The sequence below is a fragment of the Aeromonas sp. R5-3 genome, assembly GCF_040908225.1.
Classification (GTDB): domain Bacteria; phylum Pseudomonadota; class Gammaproteobacteria; order Enterobacterales; family Aeromonadaceae; genus Aeromonas; species Aeromonas dhakensis.
This window is the reverse complement of record NZ_JBFODH010000014.1, coordinates 41,923-64,371: the sequence shown is the minus strand read 5'-3', so window position 1 is coordinate 64,371 and position 22,449 is coordinate 41,923. Positions and strand designations below refer to the sequence as shown.

General features: G+C 60.1%; 21 protein-coding genes and 1 pseudogene. 9 read left to right on the top strand and 13 right to left on the bottom strand.

The genetic code is table 11. The features are described 5' to 3' along the window. Both AB5Y95_RS06500 and AB5Y95_RS06495 read left to right on the top strand, forming a co-directional pair. Window positions 1–515 (top strand): integrase core domain-containing protein (locus tag AB5Y95_RS06500; protein ID WP_368159951.1); only part of this gene is annotated, 515 nt, incomplete at its 5' end. Window positions 516–818: 303 nt separating this feature from the next. Next, entirely contained in the window at window positions 819–1,073 is a 255-nt protein-coding gene (locus AB5Y95_RS06495; protein ID WP_199428773.1) for a hypothetical protein, read from the top strand. Window positions 1,074–1,088: 15 nt separating this feature from the next. Here AB5Y95_RS06495 and AB5Y95_RS06490 read toward each other — a convergent pair whose 3' ends face one another. From AB5Y95_RS06490 to AB5Y95_RS06460, 7 genes and pseudogenes are all read right to left on the bottom strand, one after another. Continuing rightward, complete coding sequence (locus AB5Y95_RS06490) at window positions 1,089–1,337, bottom strand: ogr/Delta-like zinc finger family protein (RefSeq protein WP_211030096.1); 249 nt, start codon at window positions 1,335–1,337, stop codon at window positions 1,089–1,091. A 58-nt stretch (window positions 1,338–1,395) separates the two neighbouring features. Beyond that, window positions 1,396–2,046: pseudogene (locus AB5Y95_RS06485) on the bottom strand (phage portal protein); the annotation flags it as partial. Between the two features lie 267 nt (window positions 2,047–2,313). Then, entirely contained in the window at window positions 2,314–2,670 is a 357-nt protein-coding gene (gene rplT, locus AB5Y95_RS06480) for a 50S ribosomal protein L20 (protein ID WP_005300683.1), read from the bottom strand. Window positions 2,671–2,685: 15 nt separating this feature from the next. Beyond that, complete coding sequence (gene rpmI / locus AB5Y95_RS06475; protein ID WP_005300673.1) at window positions 2,686–2,883, bottom strand: 50S ribosomal protein L35; 198 nt, start codon at window positions 2,881–2,883, stop codon at window positions 2,686–2,688. Between the two features lie 86 nt (window positions 2,884–2,969). Beyond that, window positions 2,970–3,500 (bottom strand): translation initiation factor IF-3, encoded by a 531-nt coding sequence (gene infC / locus AB5Y95_RS06470; RefSeq protein WP_185219337.1) that lies wholly within the window; start codon window positions 3,498–3,500, stop codon window positions 2,970–2,972. Window positions 3,501–3,521: 21 nt separating this feature from the next. After that, window positions 3,522–5,450, bottom strand: a complete 1,929-nt coding sequence (gene thrS / locus AB5Y95_RS06465; protein ID WP_005300655.1) for a threonine--tRNA ligase — start codon at window positions 5,448–5,450, stop codon at window positions 3,522–3,524. Window positions 5,451–5,686: 236 nt separating this feature from the next. Then, window positions 5,687–6,274 carry a tetratricopeptide repeat protein gene (locus tag AB5Y95_RS06460; protein WP_042049426.1) on the bottom strand — a complete coding sequence of 196 codons (588 nt, stop codon included), beginning with the start codon at window positions 6,272–6,274 and terminating at the stop codon, window positions 5,687–5,689. Between the two features lie 174 nt (window positions 6,275–6,448). On the opposite strand from AB5Y95_RS06460, the gene AB5Y95_RS06455 reads away from it, so the two are divergent. After that, window positions 6,449–7,504 (top strand): PA0069 family radical SAM protein, encoded by a 1,056-nt coding sequence (locus AB5Y95_RS06455; protein ID WP_368160140.1) that lies wholly within the window; start codon window positions 6,449–6,451, stop codon window positions 7,502–7,504. A gap of 35 nt (window positions 7,505–7,539) precedes the next feature. Here the strand turns inward: AB5Y95_RS06455 and AB5Y95_RS06450 are convergent, their stop codons facing one another. Next, on the bottom strand, window positions 7,540–7,707 hold the full coding sequence (locus AB5Y95_RS06450; protein ID WP_162852089.1) for a hypothetical protein: 168 nt from the start codon (window positions 7,705–7,707) through the stop codon (window positions 7,540–7,542). Between the two features lie 197 nt (window positions 7,708–7,904). After that, on the bottom strand, window positions 7,905–10,667 hold the full coding sequence (gyrA, locus tag AB5Y95_RS06445; RefSeq protein WP_368160137.1) for a DNA topoisomerase (ATP-hydrolyzing) subunit A: 2,763 nt from the start codon (window positions 10,665–10,667) through the stop codon (window positions 7,905–7,907). 201 nt (window positions 10,668–10,868) lie between these two features. Here gyrA and ubiG point away from each other — a divergent pair, with 201 nt between their 5' ends. From ubiG to yfaE, 5 genes are all read left to right on the top strand, one after another. After that, the gene (gene ubiG / locus AB5Y95_RS06440) at window positions 10,869–11,585 is read left to right on the top strand and encodes a bifunctional 2-polyprenyl-6-hydroxyphenol methylase/3-demethylubiquinol 3-O-methyltransferase UbiG (protein ID WP_005300640.1); all 717 of its coding nucleotides are present in this window, start codon (window positions 10,869–10,871) and stop codon (window positions 11,583–11,585) included. Further along, complete coding sequence (locus AB5Y95_RS06435; RefSeq protein WP_017780132.1) at window positions 11,585–12,271, top strand: HAD family hydrolase; 687 nt, start codon at window positions 11,585–11,587, stop codon at window positions 12,269–12,271. Before ubiG ends, AB5Y95_RS06435 begins: the two co-directional genes overlap by 1 nt. 644 nt (window positions 12,272–12,915) lie before the next feature. Next, window positions 12,916–15,183 (top strand): class 1a ribonucleoside-diphosphate reductase subunit alpha, encoded by a 2,268-nt coding sequence (nrdA, locus tag AB5Y95_RS06430; RefSeq protein WP_368160134.1) that lies wholly within the window; start codon window positions 12,916–12,918, stop codon window positions 15,181–15,183. A 65-nt stretch (window positions 15,184–15,248) separates the two neighbouring features. Further along, window positions 15,249–16,382, top strand: coding sequence for a class Ia ribonucleoside-diphosphate reductase subunit beta (nrdB, locus tag AB5Y95_RS06425; protein ID WP_368160131.1), 1,134 nt, complete (start codon window positions 15,249–15,251; stop codon window positions 16,380–16,382). After that, window positions 16,379–16,699: a class I ribonucleotide reductase maintenance protein YfaE gene (yfaE, locus tag AB5Y95_RS06420; RefSeq protein ID WP_368160129.1), complete on the top strand. Its 321-nt coding sequence runs from the start codon at window positions 16,379–16,381 to the stop codon at window positions 16,697–16,699. The genes nrdB and yfaE overlap by 4 nt, the downstream gene beginning before the upstream one ends. A 132-nt stretch (window positions 16,700–16,831) precedes the next feature. Here yfaE and mltA read toward each other — a convergent pair whose 3' ends face one another. Beyond that, on the bottom strand, window positions 16,832–17,983 hold the full coding sequence (mltA, locus tag AB5Y95_RS06415) for a murein transglycosylase A (protein ID WP_368160126.1): 1,152 nt from the start codon (window positions 17,981–17,983) through the stop codon (window positions 16,832–16,834). 150 nt (window positions 17,984–18,133) lie between these two features. On the opposite strand from mltA, the gene AB5Y95_RS06410 reads away from it, so the two are divergent. Then, entirely contained in the window at window positions 18,134–18,385 is a 252-nt protein-coding gene (locus AB5Y95_RS06410; RefSeq protein ID WP_017780135.1) for a DUF1289 domain-containing protein, read from the top strand. Window positions 18,386–18,475: 90 nt separating this feature from the next. On the opposite strand, the gene fruA is transcribed toward AB5Y95_RS06410, so the two are convergent. Genes fruA through fruB form a run of 3 tightly spaced genes read right to left on the bottom strand, consistent with a single transcriptional unit; the run spans window position 18,476 to window position 22,286 of the window. Next, window positions 18,476–20,200, bottom strand: a complete 1,725-nt coding sequence (fruA, locus tag AB5Y95_RS06405; protein WP_368160124.1) for a PTS fructose transporter subunit IIBC — start codon at window positions 20,198–20,200, stop codon at window positions 18,476–18,478. Further along, window positions 20,197–21,186, bottom strand: coding sequence for a 1-phosphofructokinase (gene pfkB / locus AB5Y95_RS06400; RefSeq protein ID WP_368160121.1), 990 nt, complete (start codon window positions 21,184–21,186; stop codon window positions 20,197–20,199). The genes fruA and pfkB overlap by 4 nt, the downstream gene beginning before the upstream one ends. Then, window positions 21,186–22,286 carry a fused PTS fructose transporter subunit IIA/HPr protein gene (fruB, locus tag AB5Y95_RS06395; RefSeq protein ID WP_117405860.1) on the bottom strand — a complete coding sequence of 367 codons (1,101 nt, stop codon included), beginning with the start codon at window positions 22,284–22,286 and terminating at the stop codon, window positions 21,186–21,188. The genes pfkB and fruB overlap by 1 nt, the downstream gene beginning before the upstream one ends. Between the last annotated feature and the right edge of the window lie 163 nt (window positions 22,287–22,449).

Here is a 22,449-nt window from a genome sequence, read left to right as displayed (position 1 = left end):
TCAAGGGGGTTGGCAAGGTGTATCTGCAAACCGTGCTGGACTGCTACAGCCGCCACGCCTGGGGGCGGCTCTACACCAGCAAGCTGCCGGTGACCTCGGTCCATGTGCTCAATGAAACTGTGTTGCCGTTCTTCGAGGCTCACGAGGCGCGGGTCTACACCATCCTATCGGATAACGGACGCGAGTTCTGCGGGCGCCCTGACCATCATCCCTACGAGCTGTTCCTGCAACTGGAGGGGATTGAGCACCGGACCACCAAGGTACGCAGGCCACAGAGCAACGGCGTTATCGAACGGCTGCATCGAACCCTGTTGGATGAACACTTCCGTATCAAAGGGAAGACAACCTGGTATGAGTCGGTGGAGCAGATGCAGACAGACCTGGATAGCTATCTGGAGCACTACAACAACCAGCGACCACATCAGAGCAGGATGATGGAGGGTCAGACCCCCTACAGCATGTTCAAAAAGGGACTGAAATTGATACCGAAGGAAGTGCGCTCTAAAGTAGCGTAAACAAGACACCGGTTTGAGGCCGGTGTCAGGTGATAACTAGATCTGTACAGAAGAACTCACGCAGAACTTCATCGAACGCTCACTTCAAGTCGATAGATTAACCAGATATGCGGTGAAAATGGTTGGGCATCACACGAGTATTAAATCTGTAGACATTAAAGCTTAGAAATATGAAAATAATCCCCTAATGAATCCCGCCTTGTTGCAGGGATAATACGAGAAGGTGCTTGCGCACAACACAATGATTGAGATCTAGTCCCTCGATCTCCATTGTCACGCCAAGAGGGAATATTTGGAGTTTTAATGAGCACAAAAACTGATGACGAAGCAAAAATTGCTGGTGCTGTTGGTGGTGTGGCTGGGGCTGCTGGTTCAGTAGGAACTGTTGCAGCAGCAGGTTCTGTTGCTGGCCTTGGAGCGACAGGCATAACTTCAGGACTTGCAGCTGTTGGAAGTGTTGTTGGTGGAGGAATGGCGACCGGGCTTGTTATAACTGCTGCAGCTCCGGTAGCCATTGGCGCCGCGGCTTATGGTTTATACAAATGGATTAAGCGATAAGTTCTTAGCTAGACGCTATAGTTCCAGACCTTGCAACACCATCTGCCGTCCTTCCGGAGTCAACGAACCAACCAAACTAAGAACCAATTGGCTGGTCGCTCTAGAAGATGGGCTGAGGGTATGACTGAACGAGAGTGTGGCCACCCAGCTGTGGCCACACTCTGCGTTGGTACACTGACAGTAGAGGTCAGCCACTGCCGAGCTCAGCTGATTGGTCTTGGTAATGCGGCCCCGCTGGCCACACACTTTGCAATAAACCCGCATTACGCCCCCTTCTCTATCCAAACCAACAGCCTATCTTGCCACAGCGAACACTGTTTGTTTATACAGTTGAACCGATATTCTCCCGAAAATCGACCCAGAGGGAGCGAGGGAGTCCCGCGCTGTTAATGGCATCCTGGATAAGCTCGCACAGTGGCAACACCTCGTTGCGGGCATAGGTCGCATCGTACTTCTCGGGATCCCCGAGCCCTCCCCCGCCATTGGTCAGAATGGTGCCGGCCAGCGCCGCCGGAAAGCGGTGGCTGGTCAATACATCCTGGGCAGTGATCCCCTTGATGGCCGCGAACTCGTCCTTGGTGGCAATGTCCCCCACCGGGATCAGCTTGATGCCATCGGGCTTGCCGTCAGGAATGTTGACGAACATGGAGCGAAAGTTCCCCACCCCCTTGCTGCTCGCAATCATCTTCTTCATTTCCTCCTCGGTGTCGTCGTCCATGTTCGGGTCGGTGGCGTAGAAGATGAAGCCCATGTGGGCGCCATTGAGGAAGTACTTGCGCCGAAACAGGGTGGCATCCTGGTTAAGCAGGGCCGACTGCAGGCCGCCTAGGTAATCGGGCATGCCATAGACTTGCTGCTCGGGGTCGTACTGGGCCAGCCAGATCACATCCTCTGGCCGGTAAATCAAGTTCGGCTTGCCCTGCTGCAGGTAAACAAAGCAGCCATCCTCGCGCCGGCGCAGGCAGACCGACGTCACCCGATCGCAACGCAACCCAGTGACATAGAGAGCGCATCAGAATATGGGATTGAGGGAGTCATGAAGAACCGGGTTAGCAAAAGAAGGGGGTAATTACGCCCATGGCATGCACGAAAGAGAACATTGACCACTGAGAGGCAAGAGCCAGGCTGCTCAAGGTAGACAGATAGGGAGAACAGAAAAGTAGATACCCGTAAAAACGGTATCTTGCAGATACAAAAAAGGAGGCCTGAGCCTCCTTTTAGCATTTATAACAGAACCGGATTAAACCAGAGCTGCTTTGGCCTTTTCAACCAGGGCGGTGAAAGCCAGCTTGTCGTGAACGGCGATATCGGACAGGATCTTGCGATCGATCTCGATGGAAGCCTTCTTCAGACCGTTGATCAGACGGCTGTAGGACAGACCGTTCTGACGGGCTGCTGCGTTGATACGAGCAATCCACAGTTGACGGAACTGACGCTTTTTCTGGCGACGGTCACGGTAGGCATACTGACCAGCTTTGGTTACCGCTTGTACCGCTACGCGGTAGACACGGGAACGAGCGCCGTAGTAACCCTTGGCGGCTTTCATTACTTTCTTGTGACGAGCGCGAGCGGTCACACCACGTTTAACTCTTGGCATTTTTCACATCCCCCCTTATGCGTACGGCAGACAAGCGACAACACGTTTGTGGTCGGCAGCGGAAACAAAGAACTTCGGTCCCAGCTGACGCTTACGCTTACTGCTCTTCTTGGTCAGGATGTGACGCAGGTGGTTGTGCTTGCACTTGAAGCGACCTGAGCCAGTCTTCTTGAAGCGCTTTGCGGCGCCCCGGTTGGTTTTCATCTTCGGCATTTCATACTCCGCATTGTGAGTGACAACAAAATCGCAAGGCGAACCGACTCATGGGGCTGGCCCCATGAGTCAATTTCTTGTGGGCCTTAAGATTTCTTCTTGGGTGCGAGAACCATCACAGCTTGACGGCCTTCGACTTTCGGGAACGATTCGACTACGGCCAGCTCTTCCAGATCGTTCTTGACGCGTTCCAGAACCTTGATACCAAGATCCTGGTGGGCCATTTCACGACCACGGAAGCGCAGGGTGACCTTTGCCTTGTCCCCGTCTTCCAGAAAGCGAACCAGGTTGCGTAGTTTTACCTGATAGTCGCCTTCGTCGGTGCCAGGACGGAATTTGATTTCCTTGACCTGGACGACTTTCTGCTTTTTCTTCTGTTCTTTGGTGGTTTTGCTCTTTTCGTAGAGGAATTTGCCGTAATCCATGATCCGGCAAACGGGCGGCTCAGCGTTCGGACTGATCTCGACCAGATCCACTCCGGCCTCAAGGGCCAAGTTCAGAGCATCCTGGATGGAGGTGATGCCAATGGCTTCACCATCCAGGCCAGTCAGACGAACTTCTTTCAGACGGATCTCTTCGTTGATCCGGTGAGCGCGGGCTTGCGGTTGCTTGCCCAGTTTTTTTCCGCCTTTTATAGCTTATTCCTCCACTTTCTTTTGTCCGCGGGTCTGAACTTCCTGGGTCAACAGAGCAATCAGCTCTTCAACAGGATAAGAGCCCAGGTCAGCCCCTTTACGGGTACGTACTGCAATCTTGCCGGCTTCTACTTCTTTATCGCCGCAGACCAGCATAAAAGGTACCCGCTTCAAAGTATGCTCGCGGATTTTAAAGCCAATCTTCTCATTTCTCAAGTCCGCTTTTGCGCGAAGGCCCGCATCATTCAATGCTTTGGCTACTTTCACCGCATAATCGGCCTGATTGTCGGTAATATTCATGACCACGGCCTGGGTAGGTGCCAACCAGGTCGGGAACAGTCCGGCGTACTCTTCGGTCAGGATCCCGATGAAACGCTCCAGCGAGCCCAGAATGGCGCGGTGGATCATCACGGGGACGTGACGCTCGTTGTCTTCGCCCACATAAGTGGCACCCAGACGGCCCGGCAGGGCAAAATCGAGCTGCACGGTACCACATTGCCAGGCACGGTCAAGGCAGTCATGCAGGGTGAATTCGATCTTGGGACCGTAGAAGGCCCCCTCACCCGGCTGCAGGTCGTACTTCAGACCGTTCAGCACCAGCGCTTCGGCCAGCGCGGCCTCGGCGCGATCCCAGGCCTCATCGGAGCCGATACGCTGTTCCGGACGAGTGGAGAGCTTGACCACGATGTTCTCGAAACCGAAGGTGCCGTAGACGTCGTAGACCATGCGGATGCACGCAGACACCTCTTCCATGATCTGCTCTTCGGTACAGAAGATGTGGGCATCATCCTGAGTGAAACCCCGTACCCGCATCAGGCCGTGCAGTGAGCCTGACGGCTCGTTGCGGTGGCAGGAGCCGAACTCGGCCATGCGCAGCGGCAGGTCACGGTAGGATTTCAGGCCCTGGTTGAAGATCTGCACGTGACCCGGGCAGTTCATCGGCTTGATGGCGTACTCGCGGTTCTCGGACTGGGTGGTGAACATGGCCTGGGCGTACTTCTCCCAGTGACCTGAACGCTCCCACAGTACGCGATCCATCATGAAGGGACCCTTCACCTCCTGATAGTCGTACTCTTTGAGCTTGCCGCGGATGAAGGTTTCCAGCTCGCGGAAGATGGTCCAGCCATCGTTGTGCCAGAACACCATGCCCGGCGCTTCTTCCTGCATGTGGTACAGGTCGAGCTGCTTGCCGATCTTGCGGTGGTCGCGCTTGGCGGCCTCTTCCAGACGCTGCAGATAGGCCTTGAGCTGCTTCTTGTCGGCCCAGGCGGTACCGTAGATGCGCTGCAGCATCTTGTTGTTGGAGTCGCCACGCCAGTAGGCGCCGGACATCTTCTGCAACTTGAAGTGGTGACAGTGACGCATGTTGGGCACGTGCGGGCCGCGACACATGTCGATGTACTCTTCGTGATGATAAAGACCGGGCTGGTCATCACGGGCAATGTTCTGATCCAGGATCTCGACCTTGTAAGTCTCGCCACGGGCTTCGAACACATCGCGTGCTTCCTGCCAGGAGACCTTCTTCTTGACGACGTCGTAATCCTTGGCGGCCAGCGCCAGCATGCGCTCTTCCAGGGCAGCCAGATCTTCATCGGTCAGGGTACGGTCGAGATCGATGTCGTAGTAGAAACCGTTGTCGATGACGGGACCGATGGCCATCTTGGTCTGGGGCCAGAGTTGCTTGATGGCATGACCCAGCAGGTGAGCACAGGAGTGGCGCAGAATGTCCAGACCTTCTTCGTCTTTGGCGGTGATGATGGCCAGGGAGGCATCGGCTTCGATCAGCTCGCAGGCATCCACCAGTTCACCGTTTACCCGACCGGCAATGCACGCCTTGGCGAGACCGGGACCTATGTCCGCGGCCACGTCCATGACGGAAACGGCGTGGGCAAATTGACGTTGGCTGCCATCAGGCAGAGTAATGATTGGCATTGTGTGTTTCCTTATACAGTGGTGCCCCCTACCAAAGGGCACATGCGGGATGGAAAGATTCATTCAAAAATGGGTGATGTTCTGGCTCTCCACAGCACTTTGTGAAGGCGCCCCGTGACGCAAACAATCCGTTCAACGTCGCAAGACAAACCAAAAACCGGACCATGCTACCAGAAGTAAGCGGGGCTGTATCGGGTTTGCTGAGATTTTCTACAACCAGATGAACCGCTTGGAGGTTATTCCCCCAACAAGGGCTGCCAGTTGAAATCGAACGTGGAGCTCCCCTCCTGGGCCAGTTCCAGCTCCTGCAGCACCTTGAGCGCAAGCTGGTTGCCCTGCCTGGCGGCCTGATAGAGCCACTCCTTGGCACGGGGCAGATCGACCCGCCCGCTGACCCCCATCAGATGGAGAACCCCCACCTTCAACATGGCGGGCACATCACCGTTCCTGGCCGCCAGCTCCATCCAGTGAAACGCCTCGCGCAGATCCCGCTTCACCCCGGCGCCCCGCAAATAGAGCTCCCCCAGCCGGTATTGGCCGAAGGCGTCCCCCGCCTGCGCCGCCTGACGATAGAGGCTGATGGCGCGATCCATATCCTGCTCGCTCCCCTGCCCCATTTCATGGCTCCAGCCCATCAATGCCTGGGCCCGTGGCTGGCCCTGATCCGCCAGCGGCGACCAGATCCGGGTTGCCTCATCGAAGTGACCGGTGCGCCAGGCGCGGTTGGCCGAGGCCAGCTCCTGCTCGGTAGAGAGCGGGATCAGACGCCAGATAACCAGCGCAATGACGGCAATGAAGAGCCAGCGGTAGGTGATGGGTGCCATGATGATTTCCGTGATCCAGTTCGCATTTCGTCTATGTAAACGAAATGTAGCGCCGCGATCAAGCAAGAGATCCTTTTGACATGCTTTTTATGGCGGGATAGGTCGGCAAAACTTGCATTCGGCAATGAGGGTCAGCATGATAACTGTATATATAAACAGTATTAGTGCAATGCGATGGCAGGACGAGGCAGTTCCCACAATGTCGATCACCGTTTCAGCGGCCCGCAGGTCGATGCGGTCGACGACGGCTGGGCCCAACCCGAGTGGGAAGCGGCATTTGCCGCCAGCGATCCCCGCACCGAGGTGACGGAGATCAGCGCCCGCAGCATCATCAGTTACAACAGCTCCCCCGATGTCCCCTTCGGTCGCTCCATCAATCCCTATCAGGGGTGCGAACATGGTTGCATTTACTGTTATGCCAGACCGAGCCACGCCTATCTCGAGCTCTCCCCCGGCCTCGACTTCGAAACCCGCTTGTTCGCCAAACTCAACGCCGCCGAGCTGCTGCGCCGGGAGTTTGCCAGACCCGCCTATCAGCCTCAGACCATAGTGCTGGGGGCCAATACCGACCCTTATCAGCCCATCGAGCACCACTATCGCCTCACCCGCCAGTTGCTGGAAGTGATGCTTGCCCATCACCATCCGGTGGGGATCATCACCAAGAGTGCCATGATATTGCGCGACCTCGATCTGCTGACGGAGCTGGCCCAAGAGGGCCTCTGCCAGGTGATGGTGTCGGTCACCACCTTGAATGAAACCCTGCGGCGACAGCTGGAGCCAAGAGCCAGCACAGGGGCCGGGCGGCTCAAGGTGGTGGAGAAACTGGCCAGGGCCGGCGTGCCGGTCGGCGTGCTGGCGGCCCCCATGATCCCGCGGCTCAACGAGCCCGAGCTCGAGCAGATCATCAAGAGCGCCGCCGAGGCAGGTGCCCATTGCGCCGACTATATCCTGCTGCGACTGCCCCACGAGCTGGCACCGTTGTTCAGTGACTGGCTGGAGCAATACTACCCAGGCCAGAAGGAGGCGATCCTCAACCAGCTGCGAGCCAGCCGGGACGGCGCCCTCAACAGTCCCGCCTTCGGCAGCCGGATGCGAGGTGAAGGCCAGTTTGCCGATCTGCTGGCCCAGCGCTTTCGGTTGATCGCCAAGCGGCTCGGGCTCGGCAAGCGCCACTTTCAGCTGCGCCAGGATGCCTTCATCCGCCCGGGCGAGCAGCTGCGGCTGTTTTAATTCCCGTCATGACGCCACCAGTGGGCATGACCAAGTCAGCTTCTGTGGCGCACTCCTGCAGCGCGCTCGCGGGCAATCAGCTCGACCGGCAGCCTCGCCGGTTCATGGGCCACTTCCAGCTCCTGTTCGTGCTGCGCCTCGTCCCTCCCGGCTTCGCCCCATACCCGGCTCCACCAGATCTCCCACATTACCCAGCTGGTCATAAGATACTCCTGTGCGGCAGAGGCCGCCGTTGTGATCGCCGACGCAGGCAAGATGCCCTGCCCCCATGACAGAGGCATGACGCCCCGATGACATCTCGGTTGCCGCTCTGGCGGCAGCCTGGCTGGGGCGGCCAACGGCGGGCATAAAAAAAGAGCGACCTGAAGGTCGCTCTTTTTATCGGGTAAAGGGGGAACGATTACTCGTCACCCGCCTCCCCTGCATCGACAGCACCGGTGTCTGCGGCGGTGTCGGTGCCTTCAGACACCTCCCCCTCGACGGCCAGGGCCTCGGTTTCCTCTTCGTCGCTCTCGGCAACGCGCTGCAGGCCGACCACGGTTTCGTCTTCACCGGTACGGATCAGACGCACACCGCCGGTGTTACGACCGATGACGCTCACCTCGGCAACACGGGTACGCACCAGGGTGCCGCCGTTGGTGATCAGCATGATCTGGTCGGTATCTTCGACCTGGATCGCATCGATCACCTTGCCGTTACGCTCATCCACCTTGATGGAGATAACGCCCTGGGTACCCCGGCTCTTGGTCGGGTATTCGTCCAGCGCGGTGCGCTTGCCGTAACCGTTCTCGGTGGCGGTGAGGATAGCCCCTTCGCCGCGCGGCACGATGAGGGAGACCACCTTGTCACCGGCACCCAGCTTGATGCCGCGTACACCGGCAGCGGTACGACCCATGGGACGTACGCCCTTGAAGGTGCCCTTACTTTCGGTGCCTTCGCCGTTGTCACTGCCATCATCGTCGTTGCCGGCGTCGTCGTCGGTCTCGACTTCATCGCTGGCATCAGCATCGGCGCGATCTGTTTCCGAACGACCGCTGCCTTCCGCGAAGCGAACGACCTTGCCCGCATCGGAGAAGAGCATGATCTCGTTGCTGCCATCGGTGATGTCCACCCCGATCAGCTCATCACCCTCTTTGAGGTTGATGGCACGGATACCGGAGGAGAGCGGACGGCTGAAGTCGGACAGGCTGGTCTTCTTCACGGTACCGTTGGCGGTGGCGAAGAAGACGTACTTCTCGGCGTCATACTCTTTCACCGGCAGGATGGCGGTGATGCGCTCACCCTCTTCCAGCGGCAACAGGTTGATGATCGGACGACCGCGGGCGCCACGGGACGCTTCCGGCAGCTGATACACCTTGAGCCAGTAGACCTTGCCACGGGTGGAGAAGCACAGAATGGTGTCGTGGGTGTTGGCCACCAGCAGACGCTCCACAAAGTCCTCTTCCTTGATCCGGGTGGCCGACTTGCCACGACCACCGCGGCGCTGGGCCTCGTAGTCGGAGAGCGGCTGATACTTCACATAGCCCTGGTGAGACAGGGTCACGACCACGTCTTCCGGGGTGATCAGATCTTCGATGTTGATCTCGGCACTGGACATGCTGATCTCGGTGCGACGCTCGTCGCCGTACTGCTCGCGCACGGCCAGCAGTTCGTCGCGGATCACTTCCATCAGGCGTTCCGGGCTCGCCAGGATGTGCAGCAGCTCGGCGATGAGATCCAGCAGAGATTGATACTCTTCCAGGATCTTCTCGTGCTCGAGGCCAGTCAGCTTGTGCAGACGCAGGTCAAGGATGGCCTGGGCCTGGATCTCGGTCAGGAAGTACTGGCCGTCGCGAATGCCGAACTCCGGCTCCAGCCACTCTGGGCGGGCCGCGTCGTCACCGGCTTTCTCCAGCATGGCAGCCACGTTGCCGAGCTCCCAGCCTTTGGCAACCAGGCCCGCTTTCGCATCGGCCGGGGTCGCACTGTGGCGAATGAGCTCGATCACCGGATCGATGTTGGCCAGGGCTACCGCCAGACCTTCCAGGATGTGGGCCCGATCCCGCGCCTTGCGCAGTTCGAACACGGTCCGGCGGGTCACCACTTCGCGGCGGTGCAGCAGGAACGCATCCAGGATCTCTTTGAGGTTCATCACCTTGGGCTGGTTGTTGTCCAGCGCCACCATGTTGATGCCGAAGGTAGTCTGCATCTGGGTGTGCTTGTAGAGATTGTTCAGCACAATCTCGCCGGACTCGCCGCGCTTGATCTCGATGACGATGCGCATGCCGTCCTTGTCGGACTCATCGCGCAGGGCACTGATGCCCTCGATCTTCTTCTCTTTGACCAGCTCGGCGATCTTCTCGATCAGGCGAGCTTTGTTCACCTGATAGGGGATCTCGTGGACGATAATGGTCTCGCGACTGGTCTTCTCGTCTACTTCCACCTCGGCCTTGGCGCGCACGTAGATGGAGCCACGACCGGTACGGTACGCCTGCACGATGCCGGAACGACCGTTGATGATGCCACCGGTGGGGAAATCCGGGCCGGTGATGTAGGTCATCAGCTCGTCGATGGTGAGGTCGCCGTTCTCGATCAACGCCAGACAGCCGTTGACTATCTCGGTGAGGTTGTGAGGCGGAATGTTGGTCGCCATGCCCACCGCAATACCGGAGGAGCCGTTGACCAGCAGGTTGGGAACCTTGGTGGGCATGACAGCCGGGATCATCTCGGTGCCGTCATAGTTCGGCACCCAGTCCACGGTCTCTTTGTCCAGATCGGCCAGCAGCTCGTGGGAGATGCGGGCCATCCGCACTTCGGTATAACGCATGGCCGCGGCGCTGTCGCCATCGACCGAACCGAAGTTGCCCTGACCGTCGACCAGCATGTAACGCATGGAGAAATCCTGCGCCATGCGGACGATGGTGTCATACACGGCACTGTCGCCGTGCGGGTGATATTTACCGATTACGTCACCGACCACGCGGGCCGATTTTTTATAGGGCTTGTTCCAGTCGTTCCCCAGCTCGTTCATTGCATACAGAACGCGGCGGTGAACCGGTTTCAAGCCATCACGCACATCCGGCAGAGCTCGTCCTACGATCACGCTCATGGCGTAATCAAGATAGGAACTCTTGAGCTCTTCTTCGATGTTGACCGGCGTGATCTCTCTGGCCAGATCGCTCATAGAAAGCCTTAATCCCTAATTAGTTGTTCTTTGGCTTAAACAGCGCGACATGGTAACACACTGAGCCAAATATCTTAAGCCACAAATCCGGTAACAAGTCGGGCTGGTGTGACAAAGTCCGTCCGTTATAATGCCCGCCAGGACAATAGATTGCGCGCGCACTCCCCTGCCTGCGCGCCCTTGCCACAGGATCATCAAAAAATGCACAGTGATGCCAATGTCGATCTGACAGAAATCGCCAAATTCGAAGCCATCGCCTCCCGCTGGTGGGACATGGAGGGAGAGTTCAAGCCGCTGCATCAAATCAACCCGGTGCGCCTTGACTGGATCACCGACAAGAGCGGCGGCCTGTTTGGCAAGCGCATCCTCGACATCGGTTGCGGCGGCGGCATCCTCGCCGAGAGCATGGCTCGTCGCGGCGCCCAGGTCACCGGCATCGACATGGGCAAGGAGCCCCTGGGCGTCGCCCGCCTGCATGCCCTGGAAGCGGGGGTGGAGCTCGAGTATCGCCAGATCACCGCCGAGGCCCACGCCGACGAAGCCCCGGGTCAGTACGACGTGGTCACCTGCATGGAGATGCTGGAGCACGTGCCGGATCCTGCCTCCGTGCTGCGCGCCATCGCCACCCTGGTACGCCCGGGCGGCAAGGTGTTCGTCTCCACCATCAACCGCAACCCGAAAGCCTATCTGATGATGATCCTCGGTGCCGAGTACCTGATGAAGATGGTCCCCAAGGGCACCCACGATCACAAGAAGTTCATCACCCCGGCCGAACTGTGTCGCATGGGTGAGGCGGCAGGCCTGCTGGTACGGGACATGAGCGGCGTCCACTACGCGCCGCTCTCCAACAGCTTCAAGCTTGGTCGCAACGTCGACGTCAACTACATGGTGGCGTTCGAACGCCCGGAGCAAGGCTGATGACGACTCACCCTGCTGCGCCCCTTGGCTGCGTACTGTTCGATCTGGACGGCACCCTGCTCGACACCGCGCCGGATCTCGGCGCCGCCGTCAACCATGTGCTGGTCAGCGAAGGCTTTGCGCCGCTTTCTGACGACATCATCCGTCAGACCACCTCCCACGGGGCGCTCGGGCTGCTCAGGGCCGGTCTTGGTGACGAGCTGCTGGAAGAGCTGGGCGCCACCCGCCTTCGCACCGCCCTGCTCGACTACTACGCGGCCAACCTCTGTGTCGGCACCCGCCCCTATGAGGGCATGGTGGATCTCATCGAGTGGCTCGACGAGAAAAAGCTGCCCTGGGGCATCGTCACCAACAAGCCGGGCTTTCTCACCGAGCCGCTGCTGGCTGCGCTGCCGGCGCTTGCCAGTTGCGGCGTCACTGTCAGCGCCGACACTCTGCCGGTGCGCAAGCCCGACCCCGCCCCCATGTTCTTTGCCTGCGATAAGCTTGGCGTCGCGGCCAGCCACTGTCTCTATGTGGGGGATCATGTGCGCGACATCGAGGCCGGCCGCAACGCCGGTATGCGTACCGCCGTCGCCGGCTGGGGTTACCTCAATGACGACGAGGATCCGGCCCAGTGGGGCGCCGACCTTCACTTTGATACCGTGCAGGCCCTGCATCACTGGCTGCGCTACGAGCTGGATTAAGCCTTGCCCGCCTGAGCAGTCAGGCAAGGCTGCCGTGGATACATATAGAAGTGGATGATCAGGGGGAGCTCCACGCCTGGGTTCTCTTGGATAACGCAGCAGGTGGATAACCCAAGAGATGGATAACAGACGCAGCTTTGCGACCATCCCTTGAGCTGAGCGGTGAAAATGACGCCCATCTGGTCACTCGCGCAGCAAAACGGAGGATCGGCAATTGATCCCCCGTTTTGCCGGTTTGACAAGCAGTGCGGCAGCGGGATCGGACACCTTTTGACCCTTGCTGCACAAGGGATAATCAGGCTGAATTTGCTAGTAAAAACACCCCGTTTTCGCAAGCAAAAAAAGTTATTTAAATTTTCCATGTTCGATCATCAGACTTGCATTTACCGGATCGGACGGATGAAAACCCGTTCGCTGTGAGCGTCCACTAACTCCATCGACAACACCCACAATTTATCCACAGCAATTGCCTTATCCACAGATTGCAAAGCCGGGCAGACCTCACTATCTTGTAGCTCGAATTCAAAATAACACTATATCTTGTGATTCATCGCACAATAGGTACCCACCTCCATCGCCCTTCCCGGGCCGGAGGCCAACGCCGTGCGATGGTTTTTCGGGAATCAACTAAAGGTCATCAGCCAATGAACTTGTTTGTGACGAAGCGTAACGGCCACAAAGAACCCATCGATCTGGATAAAATTCACCGCGTGCTCGACTGGGCTGCCGAGGGTCTCGACAACGTGTCGGTCTCCCAGGTGGAACTCAAGTCCCACATCCAGTTCTATGACGGCATCCGTACCGCCGATATCCACGAAACCGTCATCAAGGCCGCTGCTGATCTGATCTCCGAGCAAAGCCCGGACTACCAGTACATGGCCGCCCGTCTGGCCATCTTCCACCTGCGCAAGAAGGCCTACGGCCAGTTCGAGCCGCCCCACCTCTACCAGCACGTCGCCAAGCTGGTGGACATGGGCAAGTACGACAAGCACCTGCTGGAAGACTACAGCCAGGCCGAGTTCGAGGAGCTGAACGCCCACCTCGACCACTGGCGCGACATGGACTTCTCCTACGCAGCGGTCAAGCAGCTGGAAGGCAAGTACCTGGTCCAGAACCGCGTCACCGGCGAAATTTACGAGAGCCCGCAGTTCCTCTACATCCTGGTAGCGGCCTGCCTCTTCTCCAAGTATCCGAAAGATACCCGTCTGGACTACATCAAGCGCTTCTATGATGCGGTCTCGACCTTCAAGATCTCGCTGCCGACTCCGATCATGAGCGGCGTACGCACCCCGACCCGTCAGTTCAGCTCCTGCGTGCTGATCGAGTGCGACGACAGCCTGGATTCCATCAATGCCACCGCCAGCGCCATCGTGCGTTACGTTTCCCAGCGCGCCGGCATCGGCATCAACGCCGGTCGCATTCGTGGTCTTGGCAGCCCCATCCGTGGCGGCGAAGCCTTCCACACCGGTTGCATCCCCTTCTACAAGTACTTCCAGACTGCGGTGAAGTGCTGCTCCCAGGGCGGCGTGCGCGGCGGGGCGGCCACCCTGTTCTACCCGCTGTGGCACACCGAGGTGGAGAGCCTGCTGGTACTGAAGAACAACCGCGGCGTGGAAGAGAACCGGGTCCGTCACATGGACTACGGCGTGCAGATCAACAAGCTGATGTACCAGCGCCTGATCAAGGGTGGCGACATCACCTTGTTCTCCCCGTCCGATGCGCCGGGTCTGTACGATGCCTTCTTCGCAGATCAGGACAAGTTCGAAGAGCTCTACGTCAAATACGAGCAGGATCCGAGCATTCGCAAGAAGACCCTCAAGGCGGTCGATCTCTTCTCCCTGATGATGCAGGAGCGCGCCGGCACCGGTCGCATCTACATCCAGAACGTGGACCACTGCAACACCCACAGTCCGTTCGATCCGAGCGTGGCGCCGGTACGCCAGTCCAACCTCTGCCTCGAGATTGCGCTGCCCACCAAGCCGCTCAACAACGTGGATGACGAGGATGGCGAGATCGCCCTGTGCACCCTGTCGGCCTTCAACCTGGGCGCCATCGAGAAGCTGGAAGATCTGGAAGAGATGGCCGAGCTGGCCGTGCGCGCCCTGGATGCCCTGCTCGACTATCAGGACTACCCGCTCAAGGCCGCCAAGAAGGGCAGCATGAACCGTCGTACCCTGGGGATCGGCGTCATCAACTACGCCTACTACCTGGCGAAGAACGGTGCCCGCTACTCCGACGGTTCTGGTCTGGCGCTGACTCACCGCACCTTCGAGGCGATCCAGTACTACCTGCTGAAGGCCTCCGTGCAGCTGGCCCGCGAGTTCGGCCCCTGCCCGGCCTTCAACGAAACCACCTATGCCCAGGGGATCCTGCCCATCGATACCTATAAAAAGGATCTGGACAACCTGTGCAACGAGCCGCTGCATCTGGACTGGGAAGCGCTGCGCGAGGAGATCCGCAACGTGGGTCTGCGCAACTCCACCCTGACCGCCCTGATGCCGAGCGAGACCTCCAGCCAGATCTCCAACGCCACCAACGGCATCGAGCCGCCGCGCGGTCTGGTCTCTGTCAAGGCCTCCAAGGATGGCATCCTCAAGCAGGTGGTGCCCGAGTATGACCGCCTGAAGGATCAATACGAACTGCTCTGGAAGCAACCGAGCGTCGATGGTTACCTGCAGCTGGTCGGTATCATGCAGAAGTTCGTGGATCAGGCGATCTCCGCCAACACCAACTATGATCCCGCCCGTTTCGAAGGCAACAAGGTACCGATGAAGCAGCTGCTCAAAGACTTGCTGACCGCCTACAAATACGGCCTCAAGACCCTGTACTATCACAACACCCGTGATGGTGCGGACGATGCCCAGACCGATCTGCAAGATGACGGTTGTGCCGGCGGCGCCTGCAAGATCTGATGAACCGGGCGGGAGCGACAAGCTCCCGCCCTCCTGTTTCCCCTACTTCGCGATATTCGACAACCATGGCCTATTCAACTTTCTGCCAGACCCAAAACGACCAGCTCAAGGAGCCGATGTTCTTCGGCCAGTCGGTCAACGTGGCCCGTTATGACCAGCAAAAACACGAAGTGTTCGAGCGCCTGATCGAGAAGCAGCTCTCCTTCTTCTGGCGCCCGGAAGAGGTGGACGTCTCCCACGACCGCATCGACTTCCAGGCCTTGCCGCCCCACGAGCAGCACATCTTCATCTCCAACCTGAAGTACCAGACCCTGCTGGACTCCATCCAGGGTCGCAGCCCCAACGTGGCGCTGCTGCCGCTGGTCTCCATCCCGGAGCTGGAAACCTGGATCGAGACCTGGGCCTTCTCGGAGACCATCCACTCGCGCTCCTACACCCATATCATCCGCAACATCGTCAACAACCCGGGCCAGGTGTTCGACGACATCGTGACCAACGAGCAGATCCTGAAGCGCGCCGGCTCCATCAGCCACTTCTACGACGATCTGATTGAAGCGACCGCGCTCTACCACCTGCACGGTGAAGGCACCCATCAGGTGGCCGGCCGCGAGGTATCCATTACCTTGCGCGAGCTCAAGAAGAAGCTCTACCTGTGCCTGATGAGCGTCAACGCACTGGAAGCGATCCGCTTCTACGTCAGCTTCGCCTGCTCCTTCGCCTTCGCCGAGCGCGAGCTGATGGAGGGCAACGCCAAGATCATCAAGATGATCGCCCGCGACGAAGCACTGCACCTGACCGGCACCCAGCACATGCTGAACCTGATGCGCAGCGGCCAGGACGACCCCGAGATGGCCGAGATCGCCCGCGAGTGCGAGCAGGCCTGCTTCGATCTGTTCAAGGAAGCCGCCATCCAGGAGAAGGAGTGGGCCGAGTACCTGTTCCAGGACGGCTCCATGATCGGCCTGAACAAGGACATCCTCTGCCAGTACGTAGAGTACATCACCAACCTGCGGATGGCCGCCGTTGGCCTGCAACCGGCCTTTGCCGGCGCCAAGCAAAACCCGATCCCCTGGATCAACACCTGGCTGTCATCCGACAACGTGCAGGTCGCCCCGCAGGAAGTGGAAGTAAGCTCCTACCTGGTGGGTCAGATCGACAGCGAAGTGAATGCCGAAGACCTGGGTGATTTCGAGCTGTGAGTGACGCCACCGGCACGCTGACCCCTGCCCCGCACGCAGCCCCCGCCAAGAGCGAGACGGGCGCACCGCAGGTACACACCCGGGATGGCGTGCTGCACGCCCACCCCGGCGAGAGCGTGCTGGAGACCCTGGAGCGTCACGGTCATCACGTGGAGTTCCAGTGCCGCAGCGGTTATTGCGGCGCCTGCCGTACCCCGCTGCTGGCAGGCAAGGTGCACTATGCCGCCGTGCCGCTCGCCTTTGTCTCGCAGGGAGAGTGCCTGCCCTGCTGTTGCAAGCCGGTGGGGGCCATCCGGCTCGACATCAAGAAGGGCTGAGACCGCCCTCTCTTGATATGTCCAAGCTCGCCTCGCTAAACAAAAAGCCGCCGGATTGCTCCGGCGGCTTTTTTACATCCATCTCTATGCCTCGTGGGCGGGCGGCTGATGCACAACCGCCCCCACAAGACCTTACAGCCAGGGCGCGGCGGTCGGCCCATGGTGCAGGCCCAGTTTCCAGACCCGGCCGAAGTGCTTGTAGTGACCGGCTGCAACACCGGCCTTCTCGCCCATGCCGTGGTAGAGGTCGAGGTGACCCTTCTTCACCGCCCCGCCCACATCCAGCGCGATCAACAGCCGCAGCTGATGCTTGCCGGTCCAGTTGCCATCTTTGTCGAGCAAGGGCACTTCCGCCAAGATCGGGGTGCCCATCGGCAGCAGGGTCTTGTCGGCGGCCACCGCCGCCATCGGCAACAGCGGAATGCCAGCAGCCCCGATCACGTCGTTGGTAGGGCGACGCTCGAAGAAGACATAGGAGGGGTTCTGCTCCACCAGCTCCTTGACGCTCTCCTCCGGCTGACGGTTCGCCCACTCCTTGATGGCCTTCATGGACATCTGCTCCCTGGGTACCTCGCCGCGGTCGATCAGCACCCGGCCTATGCTCACATAGCCGTGACCGTTCTTGCCGCTGTAGCCCAGATATTGCAGCCTGTCGTCGTCACCATAGTGGACGAAGCCCGAGCCCTGCACGTCCATCAGGAAGTTGTCGATAAGAGACTTGCTGTAGCCCAGCTCCAGCCCGCGGTTGGCCAGCGCCCCCTGATGGATCTGGGCCCGGGTCGGACAACGACTGCCGCAGTTGGGCATGGCGTAGATGGGGTACTTGTATTTCGCATCCGGGCGGTGGCGCACCTCCAGCACCGGCGAGTAGTAACCGGTGAACAGCACGTTCCCCATCCGATCCGAGCCCCCCAGCTGGGCCAGGCTGATGCCGTAGCGGGTAATGTCGGCGGGATTGCCGCCGTTCGCCACCCAGCGAGAGAGCTGATGATAGAGTTCGCCATAGCGGCGGGTCATCTTGCCTGAGCGCTCCAGCACCAGCCGGCTCTGAGGGCCGAACTTGCTGTAGTCGGCGCGCACGCGACTGTTGACGCGCTCAACCCGCACCAGATCGTCGGGCAGCATGCCGTCCAGATACTGCTTGCCCAGATTTTCTGGCACCTCGCAGTTGAGAAAACATCTGGCATCGGGTTTGTTTTTGGGCACCTGGGCTTGCTCAGAGTTGCCCGCACAACCGGCCAACCCCAGCACAGCGGCGGTCAGCCAGTACGCGTGTTTATTCATATGTCCTCATATAACACCAAGCGTCATGTTCGGCGGGGAAGATGCCAAATTTGCAGGGGGAAAGCAAACGCCTTCAAGCCTGCGACGGCGGATTTCTCCAAAGGGGATCTTCTGGGTTATAACAAGGTAACAAGGTGTGAGGGGCCATGGATGGAACAGCTCGAGATCTTCCCGCTGCAGAGCCCCTGCATCGGGGTCTGTGAAGTGAACAACAAGGGCTACTGCAAGGGGTGCCTGCGCAGCCGCGAAGAGCGTTTCAACTGGCTCACCATGACCCCGGCCCAGCAGCAGGAGGTAATGCGCCTGTGCCGGGGTCGCAAGGCGCGGGTGGAAGCCGCCCGCCGCAAAGCGCTGGAGGCAGCCCAGAACGAGCCACAAGAGCAACCGGGCTGGGACTTCTAGTTTCCCCCTTCCTTTGATGAGCAACATAAAAAAGCGGCCCGCAGGCCGCTTTTCTTTTTGACACTATGAGATGTTGCCGGATGGCAAGGCTTATGCCGTGGCCAGCTTGGCCTGCTCTTCACCGCGTTTGAGCATGGCGTAAGCCACCCCGGTCAGCAACGACCCTGCCGCAATCGCCACGATATACATGATGACGTTGCTGATGGCGTTCGGAATAAACAGCACGAACAGACCACCGTGAGGTGCCATCAGCTCGCAGCCGAACAACATGGAGAGCGCACCGGTCAGGGCGCCGCCCGCCATGCAGGCCGGGATGACCCGCATCGGATCCTTGGCGGCAAACGGAATGGCCCCCTCGGAGATGAAGCACAGACCCAGCACGAAGGAGGCCTTGCCCGCTTCCTGCTCCGCCTTGATGAACTTGGTGCGGGCCAGGAAGGTGGCAATCCCCATCCCCAGTGCCGGCACCATGCCGGCGGCCATCACGGCTGCCATGGGGGCATAGGTCTTGGAGGCCAGCAGGCCGACCCCGAAGGCGTAGGCCGCCTTGTTGACCGGGCCGCCCATGTCAAAGCACATCATGGCGCCGATGATGACCCCCAGCAGCACGGCGTTGGCAGAGCCCATGTTGTTGAGGAACTCGGTCATGGCATTCATGATGCCGGCCACCGGGCCGCCCACCACGTAGATCATCACCAGACCGGTAAACAGGCTGGCAAACAGCGGAATGATCAGGATGGGCTTGAGCGCTTCCAGGGTCACCGGCAGGCGCACCTTGTCGCTCAGGTACTTGGCGCTGTAACCGGCCAGGAAACCGGCAACTATGCCGCCAAGGAAACCGGCACCCAGCGAGCTTGCCAGCATGCCCCCGATCATGCCCGGGGCAAGGCCCGGACGGTCAGCGATGGAGTAGGCAATGTAACCGGCCAGTACCGGGATCATCAGGGCAAAGGCGGAGCCGCCACCGATCTTCATCAGGGCCGCCGCCAAGGTGCCTTCCACCTTGAACGCCTCGATCCCGAACACGAACGAGAGCGCGATGATGAGGCCGCCCGCCACCACCATGGGCAGCATGAAAGAAACACCGGTCAGCAGGTGCTTGTAGGGGCCTGCCTTCTCTTCTTTCTTGGGTTGGCTGGCGCCGCTGTGGCGATAGGTTTTCGCCTCGTTCCACGCCTTGTCGAGCTCGGCACGGGTTTTCTTGAGCGCCGCCCCCGTGCTGGTGCGATAGACCGGCTTGCCGTCGAAACGGGCCATGTCCACCTCGATGTCAGTGGCGAGGAACACCAGATCGGCGGCGGCAATCTCCTCGGCAGTCAGGGCGTTCTGGGCACCGACCGAGCCTTGAGTCTCGACGCGGATCTGATGACCCAGCTGTTTGGCCATGGTCTCCAGCGCTTCTGCCGACATGAAGGTGTGAGCCACCCCGGTCGGACAGGCAGTCACCGCGACGATACGCTTGCCAGCGGCGGCCGGTTTGGTAGCTGCGGGCGCGGCTTGATGGCGATAGACGCTGGCGCCACTGGCGGCGGCCTCCAGCAAGGCGGCCGGATCCTGCAGGGCGAGATCCATGCTGCCCTGATAGACCCGCTTGCCGTCATAGGCGGCGAGGTCCACCGGAGCGCTGGCGACAACCAGCACCAGGTCGGCCGCGGCAATCTGCTCCTTGCTCGGCATCTGACGGGGCTGCACGCTGGAGCCGACGTCGAGGGTGAGTTCCCAGCCTGCCAGTTTGGCCTGCTGTTCTATCCGTTTTGCAGCGAGAAAGCTGGTGGCAATGCCCGCCGGGCAAGCCGTAACCAAGATTGCTTTCATTGGGCATCTCCTGAGTTTTCCATTGAGGGGGTATGGCATTGAACCGGTGCCAGCGCATCCAGACGCTGTACGCTCACCTGTTCGAGCAAGGGGTCGAGGACCTGGATATCGTCAAAGCCGACCGCCACCTGGCTGACCGCCAGCGCCGAGACGGCGGTGGCGAGGCGCAGGGTCTGCTCCGGCGTCCAGCCAAGGCTGAGACCATGGGCGAGACCGGCGACCAGGGAGTCACCGGCACCGACCGTGCTGACCACCTGCATGCGCGGCGGAATGGCCTGCCAGACGGCATCGGGTGCAAACCAGATGAGGCCGTCGGCGCCGTTGGAGATCACCACATTGGGGATCCCGCTGGCCTGCAGCGCGCGGGCAAACTCGGCCTGCTCGCTCAGGGTCTTGATGGGGCGGCCGGCCCACTGGCCGAGCTCCTCCAGATTGGGTTTAACCAGGGTCGGCGCCGCCTTGATCCCTTCGCTTAAGGCCGCGCCGCTGCAATCGAAGATCACCTGCTTGCCTTTGGCCTTGAGCAGGTGGATAAGATGGGCACAGTAATCGGGGGCCACCCCTTTGGGCAGGCTGCCTGCCAGCACAAACCAGTCGGCGTGAGGGGCCAATTCGTCGATGGCCTGCTCCAACGCGCCCACTTCACCCTCATGGATGGTGAGCCCCGGCAGATTGAGATCGGTGACCCGGCCGGATTGCTCGGAGATCTTGACGTTGATGCGGGTGCTGCCCGCCACGCGCACGAAGTGATCGGCCAGGGCACGCTCGGTAAACAGGGAGACGAAGCTCTGCTGGTTATCGGCGCCAAGCCAGCCAGTGACACCCACCTCGCGGCCCAGATCGCCGAGCACCATGGCAACGTTGATCCCCTTGCCCGCCGCACGCAGGTTGGCCTCGTTCACCAGATTGACCTCGCCAAGGCTCATCGCCTCCAGACGGGCGGTGAGATCGAGCGCCGGGTTGAGGGTGATGGTCACTATGTCCATCAGTGCGCCCCCTCGCCCAGCCCGGCCGCAATGGCGGCGCCTATGCCCTTGAGCGCCGCTTCGGCATCCGGGCCTTCGACGCGAAACGCCAGACGGTGCCCGCACTTGACGCCAAGGCCGATGACCTTCATCAGGCTCTTGGCGGAGACAGCCTCGCCGCTGCCATCCAGATTCGCGACCCGAATGTCCGATTCATACTCCTTGGCCACCTTGACCAGCATGGCGCCCGGACGGGCGTGCAACCCGTGGGGGTTGATGATGGTGAAGGTTTCACTAAGACCGCTGGCTGGCCCCGCTTGCAACATGGCCAACCCCTCGCCCCCTGCCAGCGTAGCCAGTTGACCGGCAGCCGCCAGTTTGGCCAGATTATCGAGCTGCGCCAGATGGCCGCTATCTGCGGCGCACAGCAGCAGCAGGGCGCTGACCGGTTGTTCCCCTGCGTTCAGTGAAGTGCTCGGCGTTGCCAGCACCCAGCCGGTCTGGGCGGCTTGTGCCCGCGCCAGCCAGATGCCCGCTCCCAGGTAGGCGGGTTCACTTGCCAGCAGGGCGCTCACCATGGCGGCATCGCCCCAACCGGCGGATTTGGCGCGGGCGGCGGCGCCCAGCAGCAGCTGGTCGCGATCGTCTGCCGGGAAGTCGGCCAAAGCCAGGAACTGCACCTCTTTGGGCGCCGTGGCACCGGTCAGGATGTTGATGATGGTGTCGGCATCGGTGGCCTCTTTCAATTGCGCCGCCGCCTGCTCGTCACCCAGCACGTGGGTGAGCTGGCGCAAAATGCCCAGATGTTCGTCTGATTTGGCGGCGATGCCGATGGCGACGTAGGCGATCTGCCCCTCATCCCATTCGATGCCATTAGGGAACTGGGCCACCATGACGCCTGTGCTCTTCACCAGATGCCGGGTGTCGGTGGTGCCGTGGGGAATGGCGATGCCGCTGCCAAGATAGGTGGCGTGCTGCGCTTCACGCGCCAGCATGCCCTCCACGTACCCTGCCTCCACCAGACCGGCTTCGGTCAGTTTGCCTGCCAACAGGGCAATGGCTTCGGCCTTGGTCGCCACCGACTGCCCCAGCAGGATCTGCTGTCGCGCCAACTTCAACATAGAGATTCTCCATCAGGTGCCGGGCGGCCTGACCGTACCGGCGCATCAAACATAACCATTCGTGCCACTCGCCTGCTGACAATAGACCGGATTGCATCCCTTCGGGAGCCATGCCGGGTTTTTATGCCCGGCCATCGATTGTCTGCTGACAAGCTGAATCGTT

What these genes read in the sequence shown, in the direction of transcription:
- AB5Y95_RS06435 (WP_017780132.1), top strand. Translation starts at nt 11,585, where the DNA reads ATGACGACTCACCCTGCTGCGCCCCTTGGCTGCGTACTGTTCGATCTG.
- nrdA (WP_368160134.1), top strand. Translation starts at nt 12,916, where the DNA reads ATGAACTTGTTTGTGACGAAGCGTAACGGCCACAAAGAACCCATCGAT.
- AB5Y95_RS06460 (WP_042049426.1), bottom strand. Translation starts at nt 6,274, where the DNA reads ATGGCACCCATCACCTACCGCTGGCTCTTCATTGCCGTCATTGCGCTG.
- nrdB (WP_368160131.1), top strand. Translation starts at nt 15,249, where the DNA reads ATGGCCTATTCAACTTTCTGCCAGACCCAAAACGACCAGCTCAAGGAG.
- AB5Y95_RS06490 (WP_211030096.1), bottom strand. Translation starts at nt 1,337, where the DNA reads ATGCGGGTTTATTGCAAAGTGTGTGGCCAGCGGGGCCGCATTACCAAG.
- gyrA (WP_368160137.1), bottom strand. Translation starts at nt 10,667, where the DNA reads ATGAGCGATCTGGCCAGAGAGATCACGCCGGTCAACATCGAAGAAGAG.
- AB5Y95_RS06410 (WP_017780135.1), top strand. Translation starts at nt 18,134, where the DNA reads ATGGAACAGCTCGAGATCTTCCCGCTGCAGAGCCCCTGCATCGGGGTC.
- rpmI (WP_005300673.1), bottom strand. Translation starts at nt 2,883, where the DNA reads ATGCCGAAGATGAAAACCAACCGGGGCGCCGCAAAGCGCTTCAAGAAG.
- fruB (WP_117405860.1), bottom strand. Translation starts at nt 22,286, where the DNA reads ATGTTGAAGTTGGCGCGACAGCAGATCCTGCTGGGGCAGTCGGTGGCG.
- thrS (WP_005300655.1), bottom strand. Translation starts at nt 5,450, where the DNA reads ATGCCAATCATTACTCTGCCTGATGGCAGCCAACGTCAATTTGCCCAC.
- AB5Y95_RS06450 (WP_162852089.1), bottom strand. Translation starts at nt 7,707, where the DNA reads ATGACCAGCTGGGTAATGTGGGAGATCTGGTGGAGCCGGGTATGGGGC.
- ubiG (WP_005300640.1), top strand. Translation starts at nt 10,869, where the DNA reads ATGCACAGTGATGCCAATGTCGATCTGACAGAAATCGCCAAATTCGAA.
- AB5Y95_RS06495 (WP_199428773.1), top strand. Translation starts at nt 819, where the DNA reads ATGAGCACAAAAACTGATGACGAAGCAAAAATTGCTGGTGCTGTTGGT.
- pfkB (WP_368160121.1), bottom strand. Translation starts at nt 21,186, where the DNA reads ATGGACATAGTGACCATCACCCTCAACCCGGCGCTCGATCTCACCGCC.
- mltA (WP_368160126.1), bottom strand. Translation starts at nt 17,983, where the DNA reads ATGAATAAACACGCGTACTGGCTGACCGCCGCTGTGCTGGGGTTGGCC.
- AB5Y95_RS06455 (WP_368160140.1), top strand. Translation starts at nt 6,449, where the DNA reads ATGGCAGGACGAGGCAGTTCCCACAATGTCGATCACCGTTTCAGCGGC.
- rplT (WP_005300683.1), bottom strand. Translation starts at nt 2,670, where the DNA reads ATGCCAAGAGTTAAACGTGGTGTGACCGCTCGCGCTCGTCACAAGAAA.
- fruA (WP_368160124.1), bottom strand. Translation starts at nt 20,200, where the DNA reads ATGAAAGCAATCTTGGTTACGGCTTGCCCGGCGGGCATTGCCACCAGC.